At 51.2% G+C, this 16,975-nt stretch carries 20 protein-coding genes and 2 pseudogenes; 16 read left to right on the top strand and 6 right to left on the bottom strand.

Annotated features, from left to right (window positions below; all coding sequences use genetic code 11):
- From OGX89_RS05230 to OGX89_RS05170, 13 genes and pseudogenes are all read left to right on the top strand, one after another.
- A complete protein-coding gene (locus tag OGX89_RS05230) occupies nt 1–198 on the top strand; it encodes a DUF2635 domain-containing protein (RefSeq protein WP_000497745.1) in 198 nt (65 codons plus the stop codon).
- Nucleotides 195–1,697, top strand: a complete 1,503-nt coding sequence (locus tag OGX89_RS05225; protein ID WP_001472192.1) for a phage tail sheath subtilisin-like domain-containing protein — start codon at nt 195–197, stop codon at nt 1,695–1,697. The genes OGX89_RS05230 and OGX89_RS05225 overlap by 4 nt, the downstream gene beginning before the upstream one ends.
- A 3-nt stretch (nt 1,698–1,700) precedes the next feature.
- A complete protein-coding gene (locus OGX89_RS05220) occupies nt 1,701–2,072 on the top strand; it encodes a phage tail tube protein (protein WP_000896638.1) in 372 nt (123 codons plus the stop codon).
- Nucleotide 2,073: 1 nt separating this feature from the next.
- Entirely contained in the window at nt 2,074–2,352 is a 279-nt protein-coding gene (locus OGX89_RS05215) for a phage tail assembly protein (RefSeq protein WP_000807719.1), read from the top strand.
- A gap of 141 nt (nt 2,353–2,493) precedes the next feature.
- Nucleotides 2,494–4,353, top strand: coding sequence for a hypothetical protein (locus tag OGX89_RS05210; protein WP_142710262.1), 1,860 nt, complete (start codon nt 2,494–2,496; stop codon nt 4,351–4,353).
- Between the two features lie 343 nt (nt 4,354–4,696).
- A complete protein-coding gene (locus OGX89_RS05205; protein WP_001139208.1) occupies nt 4,697–6,100 on the top strand; it encodes a DNA circularization protein in 1,404 nt (467 codons plus the stop codon).
- Nucleotides 6,097–7,182 carry a phage baseplate assembly protein gene (locus tag OGX89_RS05200; protein WP_286560028.1) on the top strand — a complete coding sequence of 362 codons (1,086 nt, stop codon included), beginning with the start codon at nt 6,097–6,099 and terminating at the stop codon, nt 7,180–7,182. Before OGX89_RS05205 ends, OGX89_RS05200 begins: the two co-directional genes overlap by 4 nt.
- Entirely contained in the window at nt 7,179–7,763 is a 585-nt protein-coding gene (locus OGX89_RS05195) for a phage baseplate assembly protein domain-containing protein (protein WP_023568807.1), read from the top strand. Before OGX89_RS05200 ends, OGX89_RS05195 begins: the two co-directional genes overlap by 4 nt.
- Complete coding sequence (locus OGX89_RS05190; RefSeq protein WP_001279799.1) at nt 7,760–8,197, top strand: phage GP46 family protein; 438 nt, start codon at nt 7,760–7,762, stop codon at nt 8,195–8,197. Before OGX89_RS05195 ends, OGX89_RS05190 begins: the two co-directional genes overlap by 4 nt.
- 1 nt (nt 8,198) lies before the next feature.
- Nucleotides 8,199–9,341, top strand: coding sequence for a baseplate J/gp47 family protein (locus OGX89_RS05185; protein ID WP_142710264.1), 1,143 nt, complete (start codon nt 8,199–8,201; stop codon nt 9,339–9,341).
- Nucleotides 9,338–9,931 (top strand): YmfQ family protein, encoded by a 594-nt coding sequence (locus OGX89_RS05180; RefSeq protein WP_001515583.1) that lies wholly within the window; start codon nt 9,338–9,340, stop codon nt 9,929–9,931. The genes OGX89_RS05185 and OGX89_RS05180 overlap by 4 nt, the downstream gene beginning before the upstream one ends.
- Before the next feature lie 51 nt (nt 9,932–9,982).
- Nucleotides 9,983–10,279 (top strand): annotated as a pseudogene (locus OGX89_RS23750) (hypothetical protein); the annotation flags it as partial.
- A 569-nt stretch (nt 10,280–10,848) separates the two neighbouring features.
- Entirely contained in the window at nt 10,849–11,268 is a 420-nt protein-coding gene (locus OGX89_RS05170; protein WP_142710265.1) for a tail fiber assembly protein, read from the top strand.
- Here the strand turns inward: OGX89_RS05170 and OGX89_RS05165 are convergent.
- The 3 genes from OGX89_RS05165 to OGX89_RS05155 form a co-directional block, all read right to left on the bottom strand.
- On the bottom strand, nt 11,240–11,836 hold the full coding sequence (locus tag OGX89_RS05165; RefSeq protein ID WP_142710266.1) for a tail fiber assembly protein: 597 nt from the start codon (nt 11,834–11,836) through the stop codon (nt 11,240–11,242). The genes OGX89_RS05170 and OGX89_RS05165 overlap by 29 nt on opposite strands.
- A gap of 175 nt (nt 11,837–12,011) precedes the next feature.
- On the bottom strand, nt 12,012–12,233 hold the full coding sequence (locus OGX89_RS05160; protein WP_142710267.1) for a hypothetical protein: 222 nt from the start codon (nt 12,231–12,233) through the stop codon (nt 12,012–12,014).
- Nucleotides 12,234–12,413: 180 nt separating this feature from the next.
- A complete protein-coding gene (locus tag OGX89_RS05155; protein WP_046671225.1) occupies nt 12,414–12,656 on the bottom strand; it encodes a DinI-like family protein in 243 nt (80 codons plus the stop codon).
- A gap of 78 nt (nt 12,657–12,734) precedes the next feature.
- On the opposite strand from OGX89_RS05155, the gene OGX89_RS05150 reads away from it, so the two are divergent.
- Both OGX89_RS05150 and OGX89_RS05145 read left to right on the top strand, forming a co-directional pair.
- Nucleotides 12,735–13,067: a hypothetical protein gene (locus OGX89_RS05150; RefSeq protein WP_174332467.1), complete on the top strand. Its 333-nt coding sequence runs from the start codon at nt 12,735–12,737 to the stop codon at nt 13,065–13,067.
- A 191-nt stretch (nt 13,068–13,258) separates the two neighbouring features.
- Complete coding sequence (locus OGX89_RS05145; protein WP_071701222.1) at nt 13,259–13,669, top strand: hemerythrin domain-containing protein; 411 nt, start codon at nt 13,259–13,261, stop codon at nt 13,667–13,669.
- Nucleotides 13,670–13,754: 85 nt separating this feature from the next.
- Here the strand turns inward: OGX89_RS05145 and OGX89_RS05140 are convergent, their stop codons facing one another.
- From OGX89_RS05140 to OGX89_RS05130, 3 genes and pseudogenes are all read right to left on the bottom strand, one after another.
- A complete protein-coding gene (locus tag OGX89_RS05140) occupies nt 13,755–13,994 on the bottom strand; it encodes a DinI family protein (RefSeq protein WP_000497460.1) in 240 nt (79 codons plus the stop codon).
- Nucleotides 13,995–14,255: 261 nt separating this feature from the next.
- Nucleotides 14,256–14,351, bottom strand: a pseudogene (locus OGX89_RS05135) (hypothetical protein); the annotation flags it as partial.
- Complete coding sequence (locus OGX89_RS05130) at nt 14,348–14,914, bottom strand: hydrolase (RefSeq protein ID WP_126957904.1); 567 nt, start codon at nt 14,912–14,914, stop codon at nt 14,348–14,350. The gene OGX89_RS05130 and the pseudogene OGX89_RS05135, both read right to left, overlap by 4 nt.
- 287 nt (nt 14,915–15,201) lie before the next feature.
- Between OGX89_RS05130 and aspS the strand changes: the two genes are divergently transcribed.
- Entirely contained in the window at nt 15,202–16,974 is a 1,773-nt protein-coding gene (gene aspS / locus OGX89_RS05125; RefSeq protein WP_126957906.1) for an aspartate--tRNA ligase, read from the top strand.
- Nucleotide 16,975 lies beyond the last annotated feature (1 nt).

Here is a 16,975-nt window from a genome sequence, read left to right as displayed (position 1 = left end):
ATGTTTGTTAAGCCGAACAACGGGCTCAGCGTTCGCTGCCCCGTCAAGGGCATCCCATTGCCTAAAGAGGGTGCTGAAGTACCTGACAATATTTTCTGGCGTCGCCGTCTGAGCGATGGGGACGTGATCCTCTCTAAAAAGGATGAGGGCGCGCCAGAGAAACAATCATTACCTAAAAAAGCGGGAGAAAATGAATGACCGTACCTTTCGCTCGTGTTCCCGATAACCTGCGGGTAGGGCTTTTCTTCGTTGAGTTTGATAACTCAATGGCGAATAACGCCACTGCCACGCAGCGCACCCTGCTTATCGGTGGGATGCTCAGTACCGGCTCAACCCCCCCTGGTATTCCGCAGCGAGTTTCCTCTTCGGATACCGTCGGTGAGCTGACAGGAAAAGGGGGAATTCTGCAGGCCATGATGGCGGCGTATCAGAAAAATGATACCGCAGCCGAAGTCTGGATCCTGCCGCTGGAGGAAGACTCCGATTCCATGGTGGCTGCAACCGGCACCATTAAAGTGAGCAGCGCACCGACGGCAACCGGAGTGATCTCCCTTTATATTGCTGGTGAGCGCATTCAGTTGACCGTTGTAGCAACAGATACGGTGGCAGCGATCGCCACCTCTCTGGCCGCGGCGATTAACGCAAAAACCACGCTACCTGTAACCGCCAGTGCGACTACGGATACCGTAACCCTGACCGCGAAGAATCTTGGTGCTACGGGTAATGGGATCGACATTCGCCTGAACTTCCTCGGCTTACCTGGAGGCGAGTCCACACCTGCAGGCCTGGAACTGACGATTACTGCTATGTCTAACGGAGTCGGGGCTCCGGATATTACCGGCGAGCTGGCAAACCTGCAGGATCGGACATTCGATTTCATCATCAACCCTTACGACGATACAACCTCGTTGAATGTGATGAAGGAGTTCCTGTCAGACACTGGCGGTCGCTGGGCATGGGACAAGCAGCTTTATGGCCATTCCTTTGGTACCACCACCGGGACTTACGCCCAGCTCGGTACCAAAGGTGAGCTGCGCAATAACCAGCATGAGACCCTGCTGGGCGTAAATAAATCGCCGTCCCCTTCCTGGGCATGGTCTGCAGCTTACACCGGCGCAGCTGCGGTGAGTCTGCGTAATGACCCCGGCCGCCCGCTACAGTCGCTCGCTGTTCAGGGGGTGCTTGCGCCAGAACTGCAGGATCGCTTTGAGCTGACCGAGCGTAACAATCTGCTGTACAGCGGCATTTCGACATTTACGGTCGATGACGATGGCACGGTGCGCATTGAAAACCTGATCACCACCTACCAGAAAAACAGCTATGGCGATGCAGATGACAGTTATCTGGAAGTGGAGACGCTGTTCAGCCTGATGTTTGTGACCCGCTACCTGCGCACAGCGGTGACCAGCAAGTTTGGCCGTATGAAGCTTGCTGCGGATGGAACCCGATTTGCACCTGGCGCGGCGATCGTCACGCCGAACATTATCAAGGCCGATCAGATTGCCGAGTACCAGACTCTGGTATGGAACGGTTATGCGCAGGATGCGGAGGCATTCGCAAAAAATATCATCGTCGAGCAGAACGCCAAAAATCCGAACCGCGTCGATGTGCTGTGGCCGGGAACCCTCATGAACCAGTTGCGCATTTTCGCGCTGCTCAATCAGTTCCGCACTCGGGCTGAATCAACAGGAGCTTAAACGATGGCAGGTGATACTACTAACCGCCTGGCGGGAACCGCCTATGTCACTGTTAACGGTGTGACGGTAATGGTGGAGGGCTCGTTTAAATACCAGGCTGCCACCGTAAACCGTACCACCCTGACAGGGATGGATGGTGTGCACGGGTATAAGGAAAAACCTGTGGCGCCATACATTTCTGCCCGACTGCGTGACAGTGGCGGAACGAATGTGCAGGGCTTTAACCAGCAGACGAACGTCAACGTGATCGCCGAGCTGGCTAACGGGAAAACTATCATTGGCCGTTCACTCTGGACGGTCAACGTCCAGGAAGTGGAAAGCGAAGATGCAGTATTTGATGTTCGCTGGGAAGGCCGCGACGTAACGGAGAACTAAGATGGCTGAGATTGAACGCGTTAAAACCATTCCATTAACCGTAGCGCTGGATGATGCTGCGGAGAAGACCACTTATACGCAGCTGGAGCTGAAAGCACCCACGCTAAGCCAGGCTGAGCAGTTTTATGAGAAACAGGCTGCGTCAACGTCGCTCGCGGCGATGCGCCTGCTTATTGCGCTGGTTTCCGGTACGCGTGAAAGCGTACTGCAGCCGATGGATTTTCTCGACTTCCGTAAGTGTGAGGAGTATCTGCTCAGTTTTTTGACCTGGAAGCCCTGACAACCTGGCAGGAAATGGCCGCTGACGTCACCTTCTATTTCCGCTGGTCTGAGGACAGGGCGTGGGGAATGACCCGCGCCCGGCTGAAATGGTGGGTGGCGCAGGCATCCCGGATAAACAAGCTTAGGAAACCTGAAGACGATGAGTAATTCTTTTGATTTTGAGCTGGTGGCCAGCGACCAGGTTAGCGAGGCTATAGACCGCATTAATGAGGCTGTCCGTGACCTGGAGCCGAAGCTAGATAAAACTAAAGAAGGGCTCAAGTTAGGCGGTCAGGAAACAGCCGACGGACTGAGCGGTTTTATTTCTCGCCTCGAGAATATGTCGAAGAGCGCGCGGGATAACGTGCAGTTTATTGGCGACATGGTTCCCCCACTGAAAATGGTGGGGGAGCTCACGGGGAAGATGGGGGCGCTGGGGTTAGCCGGTGCTGCCGGCTACGGACTGAAACAGGTCGCTTATGGATTTCGGGAGGCATCCCGTCAGGCCTATAATCTTGATGTCTCGGCAAAAAATGCGGGAATGCGCGTTGACGATTTTACCCGACTTTCCGGGGCAATGCGTATTCTTGGGGCAGACAGCGAGAGCGCTAATGCATCAATAGAAGGTATTTTCAAAGCATTCAATGAGGCTGCCAGTGGTAAAAACGAGGGGGTTATGGCAGCGATGGCGCAAATTGGTGCTCAAATCCAAAAAAACAGCGATGGTTCAGTAAATACCCTTAAAACACTGGAGTCTATCGCAAAAATTTTTCCAACCTTGCGACCTGAACAGCAGAAGTCCGCCGCTGATGCACTTGGGCTGACGCCCGAATTGCTGGCGCTAATGCGTGACGGTGAGCGCATGAAAAAGCTGCTGGCGAAATCGGATGAATTTGGTCTGACTGTGGATCCGGCACTAAATCAGCAATTGAGTGAAGTGAACGGCACTATGAATGAGCTCAGCGCATCCTGGGATGGTCTGTGGCAACGTTCAAAAAACAAGGCACTTAAGACCATTCTTTCGGATGGTTCAGTCAAAGACGGCCTTGAAGGTGTTACCGATCTGTTCACTAATGGTGATTTTACTGGGCTGTCTCATGCTCTCGGTTTTATCAACAGCAATGATGCTGAGAAACTACGGCGCATTCAGAACGATAAGGAACTTTATAACAGCTTACCCCGCAGTGAACGTGGGCAGGTTGACGCGGGTTTCATGACTGATGCTGTAAGAAAGCGGTACGATGCGAATTACCGCGCGACCGATTCTGCGATTCAATTGCAGAATGACTTATCCGCTATCAGCCAGCCACAATCCAACGTTGCACGCGGCAATGTTCCTTACGGGGAAACAAGGAATAACGCAATTGGCTTCAGAAATAATAATCCCGGTAATTTGAGGGTTGCAGCAAACGCAACGGGTAAAAATGGCGGATTTTCTACCTTTGCGAATGATGCCGACGGAAGAGCTGCAATGGCGAGACAGCTGATGTTGTATGGTGACAGGGGGAATAATACTCTGGATGGGATTATTCATACCTATGCTCCGCAATCAGAGAATAATACTCGTGCATATATTGACTCCGTCTCAAAAGCCACTGGATATGGAGCCAAAGAGCAAGTAAATCTGCACGATCCGGAAACATTAAAAACGATAATGGCAGCCATGATTAAACATGAGAATGGCGCACAACCTTATACTGAGGAACAACTGCTAAACGCCATCCAGACCGCCATTACTGATGATCGGTGGTCAGGGAAGAGAAATCCGGATGTGCTGGCCCAGCAGCGGTATGACATTATCTCTGGATCACGCGGCGTGGATCAAGAACCCACGATACTCAGAACACAACAAGGGAAAAGTGATGAAGTTGCCCTTAGTGAAAATCTGGCGCGGTCGTTTAAGGAGGCCATGTCCGATCAGTCTCTCAAGCTTGAAATCACGATGGTCAATGATAAGGGGGAGCGTAAAACCTATAATGCGGAAAATAATGGCAGAATAACAACGGCCATGAATTACTGATCACTGTCGTCATTTCGTTAAGGAAGAAGTTATGAATGAAAAAGTTTTTGGAGCAAAAGCCATTTAGACTCCAAAGGTTTTTGCGCTTGTTTACCTGGTAATTGGCATTTTCCTCGTTTTTTCTGTTGTCTCAATGAATTTCACGGTGATTACGATATCGGTGGTAAGTGCATTGCTTTTACGTGTGCTTTATGAGTTCCTAATGAACTCATTCAAGGCGACTGAGCATCTTTATAGGATCGCCGAATCTCTTGACCGTAATGGATCCAGCGATAAATAGATAAGTCATTTCAGTGCATATGTAAACCGCCGACATGGCGGTTTTTTTATTTCCGGAGGCGTGATGCCGTCAATTATCCAGGACGCAATAACTTCTCTTTTGGGGGGAGATACCAGCGATGACTGGCAGGGGCAGTTACGGCCCAGCTCATTCAGAGGTGTGCCATTTGCAATTGTTGCTGAGGAAGGGAGCCACGGCCGACGCCAGGCGGTACATGAATATCCCTACCGTGATACAGCCTGGATAGAGGATATCGGGCGGGCAACACGGCGATTTGTTATTCGCGGTTTCTTGATCCAGAACAGCCAGGTTTACGGCGGCGGCGATGCTATCACGCAGCGCCAGTCACTGATTGAAGCCTGTGAACAAAAAGGTAGCGGTACGCTTGTCCATCCGACACTGGGCGAATTAACGGTTTCCATCCCTGAGAATGGTTTGCGTATTTCCGGTTCGATGGAGAACGGGCGAGTATTTGAATTTACCCTGATGGCAATTGAATCAGGGCTTAAAGTGTTTGCTGTCACGGGCAGTACCGTTGCAGGCGCCACGGTGAAAACCAACTATCTGAAACTGGTCAGCACTGCTGTGCTGAGCACGATTGCCAGGGTTAAGAGTGAAATCCGCGGTGTCACACAGGCTATAAACACCATCAGAGGCACGGTCACGTTCTGGACTAACATGGTTGACAGCACCATCAGTCAGGTCACGAATCTCAGCAATGTCCTGAACTCCACGTTCGGGAATACCCGGTACGGACGTTACAGTAAAGGCTCTGTGGGCGGTAGTTCCTCTGCTGTTGCTGGCAAATCGTCAGTTGCTGATGTGGATGATGAGAGAGCACTGGCTGACAAGGTAACAGCCCAGTCGGTAATGGACCGGAAAAATGTTACCGACAGGTCGAGCCAGCTTAGCAGCTCCAACACACCTGATGAGTTTGTCCAGGGCGTCGCCGACGTGGTAAACGCAATTCTTAACAGCGCCGGCAGCGTTAATGACCGAATCACAGCGCTGGAAAAACTGGCTAATTCAATCAGCACGGAGTACCAGCAGTCCGACAGCAGCAAAGCGATTTCGGCGACCATGAACACGCTGATTGTTGTGCTATGTACTGGTGCCATGACCAGTGCCGCTGCGGACTCCAGACCAGCCAGTACAGACGAGGCAGAAGAGTTAACTCAACGAGTTTCTGTGCAACTTGATACGGCGCTGGTTCTGGCTGGAGACCGCGCGGACGATGATATGTATAACGCGCTTCTCGCCGTCAGATCGGCATTCCTTTCTACGATGAGTGAGCGTGCTTCTGGTCTGAGCGAGCTTCTGCAGGTTACTACCGCTCAGCCGCTTCCGGCGCTGACGCTGGCAAACCGATTATACCAGGATGCCACCCGTGCAGATGAACTGGTACAGGAAGCGCGCGTACCGCATCCGGCGTTTATGCCGACAACCATGAAGGTACTGAGGCAATGAATGCAGACAGCGATCTGGATGTTGTTTCTTTGACGGTCGACGGCAAAATCATCGAGGGGTGGGATTCTGTCCGGGTAACGCGGGGTATTGAGCGTTTTCCCTCTGATTTCGATCTTGGGCTAATGGATTACTTCCCTGGCAACGAAGATCGTCAACTCGTTGAAGAGGGAATTTCTTGTGAAGTTCGTATCGGAGATGATCTGACACTGACGGGATATGTTGATGACTGGGAACCCGCACTATCGCGCTCCCGCCATGAGGTCCGCGCCACGGGCAGGAGCAAATGTCAGGACCTGGTGGATTGCTCAGCTGAGTGGCCTAACAACGTCATTAATGCCAGTAATGCACTTGAAATTGCTTCTCGCCTGGCATCCTACTACGGCATCACCGTAACCACGGATGTTGATGAACTTGTGAAGGTACCCCAGTTCACTCTGAACTGGGGTGAGTCTCCGCAAGAAGTCATCGATCGGGTGGCCAGATGGTCTGCTCTGCTTTACTACGATCAGCCCGATGGAAACCTGTTACTGACCCGGGTGGGAACACGTCGTGCGGCGAGTGGGATAGGCGAAGGGGTAAATGTCGAGCAGGCATACTACCGCAAATCGATGGCTGACAGGTTTTCAGATTATGTCGGTGTATCAATGAGCGTTTCTCCAATTGCAGGGTATTCGCCTGATACGGCCTATGACGCTGTGACTCTGGCAACGGCGAGAGATCCGGAGGCCGCCCGTATGCGGTACCGAAAACATATATCGATTGTGGAAAGTACCCTGATGGCTACTCAACAGGCACAAAGTGCGATCGACTGGGAAATGAACCGGCGGTACGGACGTTCAAAACAGCTCTCGGTAACCATCGATTCCTGGCGGGATAAAGACGGGAAACTGTGGGAACCAAACACATTGATCCCCGTTGATCTTCCCACCTTACGGTTGCCGGAGACGGAATTGCTACTGGCAGAAGTCACCTATATGCGCGATGACTACGGCACCCATGCACGCATGACGCTGATGCCGCCTGAAGCATTCGCCGTTCAGCCATATGCCTTCTACCAGAACTTGGCGGGATTCAATACATGAAGCAACTATTTAAACATGCAGCGACTAGGATCGCCGGCATGCTGGGGATTGGCCGGATCACGGCTATGAAAGATGGTGGGGTGGTGCAGTCAATCCAGTACCAGACTCCGCTGGAGGTGGCCAGCGCACCGCGGATGGCTGAATTTGGTTTTTCATCCGGCCTGCCGTCAGGGACTGACGTGGTTCTGGCTTTTATTGGCGGTGATCGTTCCAGCGCGGTGGTAATTGCGTCCAACCATCAGGGGTTCCGTCATACAGGCCTGAAAGCGGGCGAAACGGTCATGTATAACCAGTGGGGTCTTAATATTCTCCTGACGGAGAAGGGGATCTTCCTGGATGCAAAGGGCCAGAATGTTGAGGTCAATAACGCCACTAACGTGACCATCAATGCCAGCCAGGGGATTCTTGCAAATACCCCGATCCTGAGGTGCACGGGTGACATTGTTGATAACTGTGAAACCAATACCCGAACACTGAAAGAGCTGCGGGATGCACATAATGACCATGATCATGTGGTTAAAAATGCCCAGAGTGGCAATGACAATATCCGCAGCCAAAAAACAGAGGATCAGGTGACATGAGTGACATCGCTTCATTCTGGAATGTGGATGAGATGTTTGCTGACTGGCAGAAAGGGCTGGGCGAACTCACCACGGGGAACGATTTACAGACTGCAATACTGGACAGCCTGTTTACTGACAGGCTGGCGCGCGCTGACGATGATTATGAGGATAGCGATCGCCGCGGCTGGTGGGGGGATTCTGGGGAGGAATCCCAACTGGGATCCCGGCTGTGGCTGCTACGGCGGAAAAAACTGACCCCGGATGTAGCAAAAAAAGCGGAGGAATACTCGAGTGAAGCGCTCAACTGGTTAAAGGTTGATGGCGTTGTCAGCGAGGTTATTCCTGTTGCCAGGATCGTCCTGCCTGACCGGCTCAATCTCATTATCCGCTATCAGGCACCGGGGAAGGACTGGCAGGAATTCAGGTTTTACTGGATATGGGAGCAACGTTAATATGCCGTTTAAACGACCGACGCTGAGCGAACTCCGCGACGGAAACCGGAAATTTATGCAGGCGGAGCTTGAGGATGTTGGTGCGCTCCTGCGCTTCGCGAACCTGAAGGTACTGGCTGACATGGATGCGGGGATGGGGCATCTGCATTACGCCTACCTTGACTATATTGCCCTGCAGACAAACCCGTTTACCTCTACCGATGAGTATCTCGCCGGGTGGATGGCCCTTAAGCAGGTATTCAGAAAACCAGCTGCAGCGGCGAAGTCGCCTGCGGTACAGGCTAGTGGCAGTGTTGACAGTATTATCCCTGTTGGCTCGATCATTAACCGCGGGGACGGATACCAGTACCGGACGGATGCAGATCTTAAAATTCAGGCAGATGGATTTGGTATCGTCGCGGTGACGGCCATCCTGCCGGATATTACCAGTGATGTAACGGGTGGAGGCGCGCGCGGTAACGCTGATGCCGGGACCATAATGACCCTGGACGCGAATATTGCTGGCGTGGATCCACAGGTAACGTTACTGTCCGCTGCGACCGGCGGAGCCGATATTGAAACGGAAGAGGACTTTCGCAGTCGTGGCTTGCTGGCATGGCAGAATCCGCCTCAGGGTGGAAGCGACGCCGATTATAAAAAATGGGCGCTTGAGGTTTCGGGCGTCACCCGCGCGTGGGTAAAGCGGCGTCTGAACGGGGCCGGGACCGTTGGCGTGTATATCATGTGTGATCGGAATGACAATGGTGGGTTTCCGGTCGGTACCGATGGAATATCCCAACTTGAGGACTGGGGGGCTGTTAAAGCCACCGGAGACCAGCTCGCTGTCGCCGACCACATCTATCCGCAGCAGACAGACACTGCCATTGTTTTCGTATGTTCCCCGATCAAGAAAGTCATCAATATTGAAATCTCTGGTATCAAAAATGCCGACAGCACCACAGTTCAGGGTATAAAAGACGCGCTGACGGCGCTGTTTTTTGATGAGGCTAACCCTGATGGTTCCGGGAAAGTTTACCTCTCTGATATTAACGGGAGTATCGGCGGTGTTAGTGGCACGACGGGCTATATCCTTAACTCTCCGATGGTCAATATCACCTTTGCTGTTGGCGAAATTCCGGTGCTTGGCGGGGTGAATTTTGTATGAGCCTCTTTTCAAAAAATGATTATGCCGGTGCGCTTGGCGCGTTGCTGCCGACGGGCAGGGCGTGGCCCAGATCGCAAAAAACGGTACAGGCTGCGGTATTACGGGCACTGGGCAGCGCGTTTCAGCGTTCTGACAACGATGCGCAAAGCCTGATTACTGGTGCTTTTCCCCCTACAGCGACGGTAATGTTGTCAGAATGGGAAAGCTCTCTGGGGTTACCAGATGATTGTGCGATTGGTGAATCCGGTGGCGTCAGCGATCGCCAGCGCGCCGTGGTGGCAAAGTTAATCAGCACCGGCGGCCTGAACCGCGATTATTACATCCGGGTGGCTGCAGCTCTTGGTTATACCATCACTATCACACAGTTCCGGCCCGCTATGAGTGGGATGTCAGTATGCGGTGATGCGCTTAACGGTGACGAGTGGCCATTTACCTGGCGGATAAATGCGCCACAAACAACGATCAAGTATTCGCTTGCTGGCGCGTCCTACTGCGGAGATCCGCTCGCATCGTGGGGCAATAAACAACTGGAGTGTTCAATCAACAAAATTGCCCCATCCCATCTGAACATCATTTTCAATTATTCATAACTGATATTTCCCCCTCTGATTTTATCGCTTAACACTAAGTGAGGATTAACTATGCTCCGAATCGGGCAAGTCGAAGCCACTGCAACGCAGGATGGCAAATATACTGATGGAAGTGTTGCTGGTGGTATTGCCGCAACGAGGCTGCGGGCAGCAGCGTTTAACGCCATGCAGGAAGAGTTAGCGCATATCGTAGAGTCAGCAGGATTGGCGCTCGACATTAACGATATGACTCAGGTTTTAAAAGCCATTCAAAAACTCACACTGAGCCGTGCAAACCCATTTGCCGATATCAAATCAGATGGTGAAGCGGCGATTTCTACGGCTCTCACAAACCTTCGTATTGGAGAAATCTATGCACCGATCAACAGCCCGTCGTTTACTGGTACCCCGTCCGTGCCAACAGCAGCCCAGTCTGAAATAGATTTTCGTATTGCAAATACTGCATTTGTTGCTCAGGCCATCGCGAATCTGAATGGCGGTGCACCTGCCGCATTGAACACACTAAAAAAACTGGCGTTGGCAATTAATAACGACGCTAGTTTTTATTCCACAGTAAACAATGCACTGGGACAGAAGGCCGCTCTGTCAGACTTTACATATTCCAAAACTAGTTCGTCTGTCGTAGGTAATCAACCGGGTGGACTTCGTTTTATGTGCGGGGAAACCTCTGTACCTACGGATGCAGATGGCAATGTGTTTATCGCATTACCTGACACGTTTTTAAACCGGGTTGTTTATGCAGAGGCGCATCAGTCCAAAGGCAACTATGCCGCTGATGTGGACCCTTTTATTTTCTCATCATACTCTGCCTCGAATGGACCAACTTCGACGATTTCGTTTGCAGTACGCAATTCTAAAACAGGTGTTCCGCTAATTAACTCAGCAATTCATCTCCAATATTTTGTTAAGGGCTACTGATGAAAATATTTTACAGTCCATCGTTGAATGGTTTTTTACTTGAGGCGACAGCAGAAGAATATGACGGGGAGGATTTAACAGAGGTTAGTCAGGACGTATACAACCAGTTTATTGCGGGTTCAGAAACTCAAATCATGGTTGCCGGCGATAACGGCCCGGTGTGGCAGGATGCGCCGGTGCCGACACAGGAAGAACTGACTCAGGCGGCAGAGTATGAGCGCCAGCGTCGAATAGATGTCGCTAACGACTTCATGAACAGAAAACAGTGGCCAGGTAAAGCTGCGATTGGTCGGCTGAAGGGCGACGAACTGGCGCAGTACAACTTGTGGCTGGATTATCTGGATGCACTGGAAGCGGTAGACATCTCCAGTGCTCCGGATATCGAATGGCCTACGCCTCCGGGGGAACAGGCCAACTGACATGCTCAGGGTCAATTGTCACATCCAGTGATTTTACCCTGGTCTTATATGCCAGCCACGCCGACAGTTTAGCCCTGTTGGCGTCGCTGATTTCACCAAGCAGCAGCTCGGTACGCCAGTCCAGCATTACAGAATCGGCTTGTTCCAGCAGTCGTTGACGCTCATTCTCTGCCTGTGTAATAGCCGATGCCCGCTGCGATTCGATATCTGTCACCCACTCGCTGCCATCCCATTTATCAAACGGTGTTGCGGGTGACATAGTAGTAAAATCAGGCTTAATATCTCCGATATAATCAACAACGGACTCACTCAGATCAGTTGTTGAATACACAATGGTACCGCGCTGGTCAGGTCTAGACACCCAGGCCTGACCAGCAAATACGGATACCTGGCCAGCAACCTCCTCGCCGGGGTCGATATCGGTTGAGTTACCAGGCATGCTCACGCCTACATTAATAAATTCGTCAGACCAGCCGGTATATTCCCCTGTCTCTGAATCAAAATAATAACATCTAATATCCCCGGCAGTGGTTGCGTGGCCGGTTGTTTCATCAAATACAGGTTTCATTATTTAGCCCTTACCAAAAGATTGAATGCGATATTGCGGGGACGAAATTCGTCGGCAGTTGGCACCACGCGGGATATATCTAGCGAGATTCCCGACGCTCCTGTCCCCGTGGAATTGGTAACGACACCAACATTTCCTGATAATGACGCTGGTTTCAGTGCGCCGGATCCATTGTTTACCCCAAGCCAAGTACCGCTATCTTTCCCGGTAGCGTTAGGTGATATTGCACCGGTAATATTTCGTGACGCGTCTCCCTGCACTGATAGCAACGTACGTCCACTATCAACGCCACGGCCATCATCCCAGATTCGCGGGAAATCGCCTCGCGCATCAGGCAGAACCAGACCAGGAACGGCAAGCGCAAGCCTGGGGTAAGTAGCAGCAGAGAATGACGCACCGTTAAACTTGAGAAATACCATGTCTGACCACTCAGTCATGACTGCATTCGGCATTACTGAAGACGGCCAGAAGAACGGAATTCCTATCGGTGGTGCGCCCGCTCCCAAACGAACGTTTACGAAAATGAATATCCGCCACAGCATAATCAATACGTAACTGTGGCGGGCATTGAAAATCTTTACTCACTCACTAACCAGAATTCAGCCTCTTCAAACATTTCCTGAACAGTACGGCTTATCTGTTCCTTCTCATGCTTGCTGGCGTCAGTGTTGATCGCCGGCAGTGTCATCATCGGTTTTACCCGAACATCAGCATCAGGGAAAATCCGGTGAACCCTCCTGGTCAATTCGCCCAGAATGATATCTTTTGCACCGGGCAGACCATCAAAATTCCTTTTGTCATAAACGAGTTCCACGAACATTGCTTATTGCCTCTTTACTGGATAGATATACAGTATTTATGCTGTGTTTTTATCCAGTAGTCAAGAGAGGGCGTAAACATGGGCTTTCCTTCACCAGCTACCGACTATATAGAGCAGCGGGTTACGCCAGCCAGTGGATGCATGACTCCCGACAGTCGCATCCTCGAGACGTCGGCGGGTTATGCGATCATCGTCCCGGTCACGCGCCCACAGCAGGGTGATGCGCTGTTGATTCTGTCCGGAGGTCGGACGCAGTTTGCGAAGCTTAGGGGGAAAGCGTTAATCACGGATGACGGCGAAGCGATCGAAGGTGATGCAGCTGAAGAGGCTGAGGTTATGAGGCGGGTGACGCACTTTATCAACAGCACTGATGCTGCGATATCTCTTGAGGCGGCATTGGCGCAGTTTTGAGACATATGTACGATAGAAAAATTCCGAAGATTGGCAATAGATCTCTTTATATTTGCATTCAAATTTTGTTTATTATGTATTTACATAACGTAAATTTATAAAATTTAATAAAAACAATTCAGATTGCTTATTTTAAAAGATGCATTTAATATATATGTTATAAATTGCAAAGCTCATTAAGGGATTCCCCAGTGAATATTGATAAAATGAAGATCCAGCATGCCGAGATTATCCATAAAATTAGCCGCCTCAGGGAGCTTAGCCGGGCGGGTGTGACGGCTCATGCGCAAGAAATCGCTCAAACCGTTATCAGTATGAGTTCTGTGATTAAAGTACACCTTTCTGCCGAAGATCAGTTTTTATATCCTTATCTGGAAAAGGTGAACGATCAAAAGCTAAAAACAATGGGCGTAAATTTTCAGCGCGAGATGGCTGATATTGTTGCCGAGTATGAAAAGTTTTCCCGTCGCTGGAATACGGCAAATAAGCTTATCAATTGTGACGAGGCATTTCGCCGCGACGCGAATGTAGTGTTGCGCAAGGTGCATGAACGAATGCAGCGCGAGGATAATAATTTTTATCCGCTGGTAGAGCAGCTTTAAAAAAGGGCGGCAATGGTTCATCCAATACGGGAATTTGGTTTCCCGTATCCAGAAAGGTATGAAAAGGACTTGGTAAAAGCTGGCACTACTCCGAAACTAACCACATATCGGATTCTTCAAACATTTCCTCCAGCATGCGGTTCAGCTTCTCCCGATCGCTTTTGCTGGCATCGCTGTTTAAGCCGTTCGCCTGCATCGGCTTAACCTTCACTTCTGCATCCGGAAAGATCCGGTGCACTCGCTTTGTTAACTCATTCAGAATTATTTCTCTGGCACCTGTTAATCCTTCAACATTCCGTTTGTCGTACACCAACTCAACGAACATACCGCCTCCAAAGCAACAATGATTTTGCACGCAATTTATACTGTTTATTTATACAGCGTCAACGGTTGGGCACGTAGCTTTTTAAGGAAGGTTTTTGGGGCATGTATGGGGCATAAATGCCAGTTTTGGGGCATGGTTGGGACATTTTAACTCATATGAACTTAACCGAATTTCATATGGAGGCGTCTTATAATGCACTGATTAACCTAAAGAAAACACATGCTCTTGGGCGTTCTTTAGTGATTTTAAAAATTACCGCGTCATGCAGTTAAAGTGGCGGGCATATTCTTCAAGGCTGGTGATCCCTAGACGCACCCATTTTGGATGCGACCACTGGGGTAAACCGATATAGATCATAGCGCTTGCAGAATCTCCTCCACGCTGCGAACGCGCGCAATGCGCGGGAAAATGTGAGTCATGCTGCCCTGGTGTTGTTCAGCACTGGCGGCGCTACAGGCATCCTCTGCAATGATCAGACTGAAACCCAGCTCCCACGCATTTCTCGCCGTTGACTCCACGCCAATGTTAGTAGAGATGCCGCACAGGACGATGGTATCGATGCCCCGGCGACGCAGCTGCAATTCCAGATCGGTGCCATAGAAGGCTCCCCACTGGCGTTTAGTCACTTCGATATCGCTGGCGCATTTCCCCAAAGCAGCCGGGTAATGCCACCAGTTTTCGGGCAACGCTTTTGCCGGAGTATGAGCATCTACCGGTTGTTTCAGCGTTTCGGCGTAATCGTCAGACCAGCCAACGCGCACCATTACCACCGGGGAACCGTGGGCACGGAATTTTTCCGCCAACTGCGCGGCGCGGGTAACCACATCCTGTGCCGTATGAGGTCCGCCAGCGAAAGGCAGGATCCCTTCCTGTAAATCAATCACGACAAGGGCGGTTGTTTTAGCGTTCAATTCCAGCATGGTCACTCCAGTAATAAAAGAATTCCGTTACACCTTAATCGCGAATCAGTGTGAAAGGGGCGACAATTTTTGTTATTTTTTGTGAGATTACGCAATGCCCGTCCAGGAAACAGGCGTACAGTCAGTACCGGACTGAGAGTCTATCCCAGTAGGCTCTTATCGTGCGGCAGAATTTCCAGTATAATAGCCGCCTTTTTTCATTCAGTTGTGACATTCAGCTAAAGCTGCGACTTCGTCATCTGCGAGACAGGTGACAATCCGCCTGCGGCAAAGTTAAGGGATATCTCATGCGTACAGAATATTGCGGACAGCTACGTCTGTCCCACGAGGGGCAGCAGGTGACTCTGTGTGGTTGGGTCAACCGTCGTCGTGATCTTGGTAGCCTGATCTTTATCGATATGCGCGACCGCGAAGGTATCGTGCAGGTATTTTTCGATCCGGACCGTGCGGACGCGTTAAAGCTGGCCTCCGAACTGCGTAATGAGTTCTGCATCCAGGTTACGGGCATTGTGCGTGCGCGTGACGCGAAAAACGTCAACGCCGATATGGCGACGGGCGAAATTGAAGTACTGGCCTCCGATCTGACCATCATCAACCGTTCAGACTCGCTGCCGTTGGACTCTAACCACGTCAACACCGAAGAAGCGCGACTGAAGTATCGCTATTTAGATCTGCGTCGCCCTGAAATGGCGCAGCGCCTGAAAACGCGTGCTAAAATCACCAGCCTGGTGCGTCGTTTTATGGACGACCACGGCTTCCTCGACATCGAAACACCGATGCTGACCAAAGCAACGCCGGAAGGCGCGCGCGATTACCTGGTACCTTCTCGCGTACATAAAGGTAAATTCTACGCGCTGCCGCAATCACCTCAGTTGTTTAAACAGCTGCTGATGATGTCTGGCTTTGACCGCTACTATCAGATCGTAAAATGCTTCCGTGATGAAGACTTACGAGCTGACCGTCAGCCTGAATTTACCCAGATCGACGTTGAGACTTCCTTCATGACCGCACCGCAGGTGCGTGAAGTGATGGAAGCGCTGGTACGTAACCTGTGGCTGGAAGTTAAAGGCGTGGATCTGGGTGATTTCCCGATCATGACCTTTGCCGAAGCTGAGCGTCGCTACGGTTCCGATAAACCAGACCTGCGTAACCCGATGGAGCTGGTGGACGTTGCCGATCTGGTGAAAGACGTTGAGTTTGCAGTGTTCTCTGGTCCGGCAAACGATGCGAAAGGCCGCGTAGCTGCTCTGCGTGTACCGGGCGGTGCTGCACTGAGCCGTAAGCAAATTGACGATTACGGTAACTTTATCAAGATTTACGGCGCGAAAGGTCTGGCTTACATCAAAGTCACCGAACGTGCGAAAGGTCTGGAAGGTATCACCAGTCCGGTTGCTAAGTTCCTGAACGCAGAAATCGTGGAAGCGATTCTGGCACGTACCGGTGCGCAAGACGGCGACATGATTTTCTTCGGTGCCGACAACAAGAAAGTGGTTGCCGACGCGATGGGCGCGCTGCGTCTGAAACTGGGTAAAGACCTGAACATCACCGACGAAGCCAAATGGGCGCCGCTGTGGGTTATCGACTTCCCAATGTTTGAAGACGATGGTGAAGGCGGACTGACCGCAATGCATCACCCGTTCACCGCGCCGAAAGATATGACGGCCGCTGAGCTGAAAGCAGCGCCGGAAGACGCGGTTGCCAACGCATACGATATGGTCATCAACGGTTACGAAGTAGGCGGCGGTTCCGTGCGTATTCACAACGGCGACATGCAGCAAACCGTATTCGGTATTCTGGGCATTAACGAGCAAGAGCAGCGTGAGAAATTCGGCTTCCTGCTGGATGCGCTAAAATATGGTACACCGCCGCATGCGGGCCTGGCGTTTGGTCTGGACCGTCTGACTATGCTGTTGACCGGTACTGACAACATTCGTGACGTTATTGCTTTCCCGAAAACCACGGCTGCAGCGTGTCTGATGACTGAAGCGCCAAGCTTTGCCAACGCAGCTGCGCTGGCGGAACTGAGCATTCAGGTTGTTAAGAAGGCCGAGAATAACTGAT

Source organism: Citrobacter sp. Cpo103 (assembly GCF_030332605.1).
In the GTDB taxonomy this organism is placed as follows: domain Bacteria; phylum Pseudomonadota; class Gammaproteobacteria; order Enterobacterales; family Enterobacteriaceae; genus Citrobacter; species Citrobacter portucalensis.
This window is presented reverse-complemented; position numbering and strand designations above follow the sequence as displayed.

Bases quoted from the DNA above. Each gene is read 5' to 3' on its own strand.
- OGX89_RS05230 (WP_000497745.1), top strand. From the start codon at position 1: ATGTTTGTTAAGCCGAACAACGGGCTCAGCGTTCGCTGCCCCGTCAAG.
- OGX89_RS05225 (WP_001472192.1), top strand. From the start codon at position 195: ATGACCGTACCTTTCGCTCGTGTTCCCGATAACCTGCGGGTAGGGCTT.
- OGX89_RS05180 (WP_001515583.1), top strand. From the start codon at position 9,338: ATGAGCCTCTTTTCAAAAAATGATTATGCCGGTGCGCTTGGCGCGTTG.
- OGX89_RS05170 (WP_142710265.1), top strand. From the start codon at position 10,849: ATGAAAATATTTTACAGTCCATCGTTGAATGGTTTTTTACTTGAGGCG.
- OGX89_RS05215 (WP_000807719.1), top strand. From the start codon at position 2,074: ATGGCTGAGATTGAACGCGTTAAAACCATTCCATTAACCGTAGCGCTG.
- OGX89_RS05165 (WP_142710266.1), bottom strand. From the start codon at position 11,836: ATGAAACCTGTATTTGATGAAACAACCGGCCACGCAACCACTGCCGGG.
- OGX89_RS05140 (WP_000497460.1), bottom strand. From the start codon at position 13,994: ATGTTCGTTGAGTTGGTGTACGACAAACGGAATGTTGAAGGATTAACA.
- OGX89_RS05155 (WP_046671225.1), bottom strand. From the start codon at position 12,656: ATGTTCGTGGAACTCGTTTATGACAAAAGGAATTTTGATGGTCTGCCC.
- aspS (WP_126957906.1), top strand. From the start codon at position 15,202: ATGCGTACAGAATATTGCGGACAGCTACGTCTGTCCCACGAGGGGCAG.
- OGX89_RS05210 (WP_142710262.1), top strand. From the start codon at position 2,494: ATGAGTAATTCTTTTGATTTTGAGCTGGTGGCCAGCGACCAGGTTAGC.
- OGX89_RS05205 (WP_001139208.1), top strand. From the start codon at position 4,697: ATGCCGTCAATTATCCAGGACGCAATAACTTCTCTTTTGGGGGGAGAT.
- OGX89_RS05195 (WP_023568807.1), top strand. From the start codon at position 7,179: ATGAAGCAACTATTTAAACATGCAGCGACTAGGATCGCCGGCATGCTG.
- OGX89_RS05190 (WP_001279799.1), top strand. From the start codon at position 7,760: ATGAGTGACATCGCTTCATTCTGGAATGTGGATGAGATGTTTGCTGAC.
- OGX89_RS05130 (WP_126957904.1), bottom strand. From the start codon at position 14,914: ATGCTGGAATTGAACGCTAAAACAACCGCCCTTGTCGTGATTGATTTA.
- OGX89_RS05220 (WP_000896638.1), top strand. From the start codon at position 1,701: ATGGCAGGTGATACTACTAACCGCCTGGCGGGAACCGCCTATGTCACT.
- OGX89_RS05200 (WP_286560028.1), top strand. From the start codon at position 6,097: ATGAATGCAGACAGCGATCTGGATGTTGTTTCTTTGACGGTCGACGGC.
- OGX89_RS05150 (WP_174332467.1), top strand. From the start codon at position 12,735: ATGGGCTTTCCTTCACCAGCTACCGACTATATAGAGCAGCGGGTTACG.
- OGX89_RS05185 (WP_142710264.1), top strand. From the start codon at position 8,199: ATGCCGTTTAAACGACCGACGCTGAGCGAACTCCGCGACGGAAACCGG.